Below are 2265 nucleotides of genomic sequence, written 5' to 3' on the forward strand. Positions count from 1 at the left end.
TAGCGCAAGGTCCGAAGATCCCCTGCTTTCCCCCGTAGGGCGTATGCGGTATTAGCATTCCTTTCGAAATGTTGTCCCCCACTAATAGGCAGATTCCTAAGCATTACTCACCCGTCCGCCGCTAAGTTAGGTAGCAAGCTACCTTTCCCCGCTCGACTTGCATGTGTTAAGCCTGCCGCCAGCGTTCAATCTGAGCCATGATCAAACTCTTCAGTTTAAAATCAATAGTGCTTTATTCAAAACACCAAATCTGGCTCATCAATTTTCTGACAAATATTTCTCAAATAAACTTCGAGTAATTTCTACCATCAATCAATGAAAATAATTTCGATCGATCAACCGGTAAAAATCCACACAAGTTGTTCTTCATAATCTCTTAATGATCTTCTTGCTACTTCGTCAGCAGCAAGCTAGGTCGGCTATATTACTCTCTATCTCTAAAAAGTCAACAGGTTTTATTGATTATTTTTAAACTCATCCAAGACTTCCAGATTCACACCACTCAGGCTAAATCCTTGTTTCTCAACAAGTTTTAATCAACATCACCGCCGATGGATGTGCATTCTACAGCATTTCAGGTCAGACACAACCCCTTTTCCACATTATTTTAGAAATAACGCTTCGACTGTTTATTTATTCTTCAAAATGGTGGGTTTTTTCTTATTTTTAAGTTTAAATTCACAAAGTTTTTTAGTTTAAGACTCACAAACAAGCCAAATAGAATCCACATCCATATCATTTTAATTATTTTTACCATTCTATTATCTATATTCCGCCCCTCTAATTTCTAAATTACACCTACCCATTAAATGCAATATAAAAACCAGTAAAAACACACAGAATAAAAAAGGAGTCACCAAATCCAAAACAAAATCACCCATCAAATAAATCAACATAAGAAAGTATTTCAAATTTCCATTTTCCTCAAAGCAACTCATCCGTGTCTTCACCCCCTACTTTCCACTGGTTTTATAATAACACCATCGAGAGCAATCAAATTGCTCCCAAGATTTAAACCACGATCACTAAAGATTATTCAAACGATGTTGAATGTTGAATATTGAATAAACCTCTTTCATAAATCATTTTTTGCTCAGTTCCAAGTTGTAGATTCCAGCGATTAAATTGAATCTCAAACCGAGTCTTTTACCTCTATTTCGATAACGCTCAGCAAGGATTTTGAAGGTTTTCAGGCTACCAAATACATGTTCAATACCTATTCTTCTTTTATTGATTTCCTGATTGTAGATTTTGAGTTCAGGATCCAATTTACAGTGTCTTTTGGCTTTTAATGGCAACAGGCTATTCGGATACAACGCATAAATCCCCTGATAGCCTTTATCTGCAAGGATAAAAACCCCAGAAGGAATCTGGTTTAAATTGCATTTGAACAACTCGAAATCATGCACTGCACCGCGACTGGTACATAAACTCAGAATTTGCTGAGTTTTGTATCAGAATTTGCTGAGTTTTGTAGTGAATCATGGCCTGTACTTTAAAGGTGTGCGTCTTTTTCTTGCCGCTATAGCTTTTCTTCTGTTTTTTTAGGCCTTTGGATTGGAATTTCTGTGGCATCTACGATCACAACATTCCAGTCTATGCCTTCACCTTCAGGTAAATCTTTGGGTAAATTAAACAGATTGGACTGAATCAGACAGTCTTCAACATGACGTACAATTCTTGAGGCTGTTGGTTCTGAAACTCCATAGCTTGTCGCAACGTGAAATAAAGTTCGATATTCCCGCCAATAGCTTAGGCTGAGAAGAACCTGATCCTCCACGCTTAACTTGGGCGGTCTGCCTTTAGTTGTAACATGCTTCTTTAATTGTTCAACCATTAAATAGAAGGTTGACCAGGAGATGCCCGTATATCGCTTGAACTGTGTTTCAGAAAGCTTCTTTGAGTCGATGTATTTCATCCGCAGATTATGCACAAATACTAAAAATCCGGGGTACAAATATAAATCAAAAATATGATCACTTTTTGATTTATGAAAGAGATCTAATATTGAATATTGAATATTGAATATTGAATATTGAATGTTGAATGTTGAATGTTGAATGTTGAATGTTGAATGTTGAATGTTGAATGTTGAATGTTGAATGTTGAATGTTGAATGTTGAATGTTGAATGTTGAATGTTGAATAGATCTCTTGCGAAAGTCATTATTGAAAATTTATCCGGTTTACCAGTGCAGCGATTAAGTTAATGCGTAAACCGAATCTTTTCCGTCTATTTCGATAGCGTTCACTTAATATTCTAAAT

Annotated in this window: 2 protein-coding genes and 1 rRNA gene; all 3 read right to left on the reverse strand. The window is 36.2% G+C overall.

Going from position 1 to position 2265, the window contains the following annotated elements:
- A 16S ribosomal RNA gene (locus tag HLH16_RS06310) occupies positions 1-217 on the reverse strand; the annotation flags it as partial.
- 865 nt (positions 218-1082) lie between these two features.
- On the reverse strand, positions 1083-1439 hold the full coding sequence (locus HLH16_RS15615) for a transposase family protein (RefSeq protein ID WP_350643752.1): 357 nt from the start codon (positions 1437-1439) through the stop codon (positions 1083-1085).
- Between the two features lie 83 nt (positions 1440-1522).
- Positions 1523-1918, reverse strand: coding sequence for a transposase family protein (locus HLH16_RS15620; RefSeq protein ID WP_214646634.1), 396 nt, complete (start codon positions 1916-1918; stop codon positions 1523-1525).
- Positions 1919-2265 lie beyond the last annotated feature (347 nt).

It is taken from the genome of Acinetobacter sp. ANC 5378 (assembly GCF_013004315.1).
Classification (GTDB): domain Bacteria; phylum Pseudomonadota; class Gammaproteobacteria; order Pseudomonadales; family Moraxellaceae; genus Acinetobacter.

Excerpts from the sequence above, each read along its gene's own strand:
- HLH16_RS15620 (WP_214646634.1), bottom strand. The coding sequence starts at position 1,918 with ATGAAATACATCGACTCAAAGAAGCTTTCTGAAACACAGTTCAAGCGA.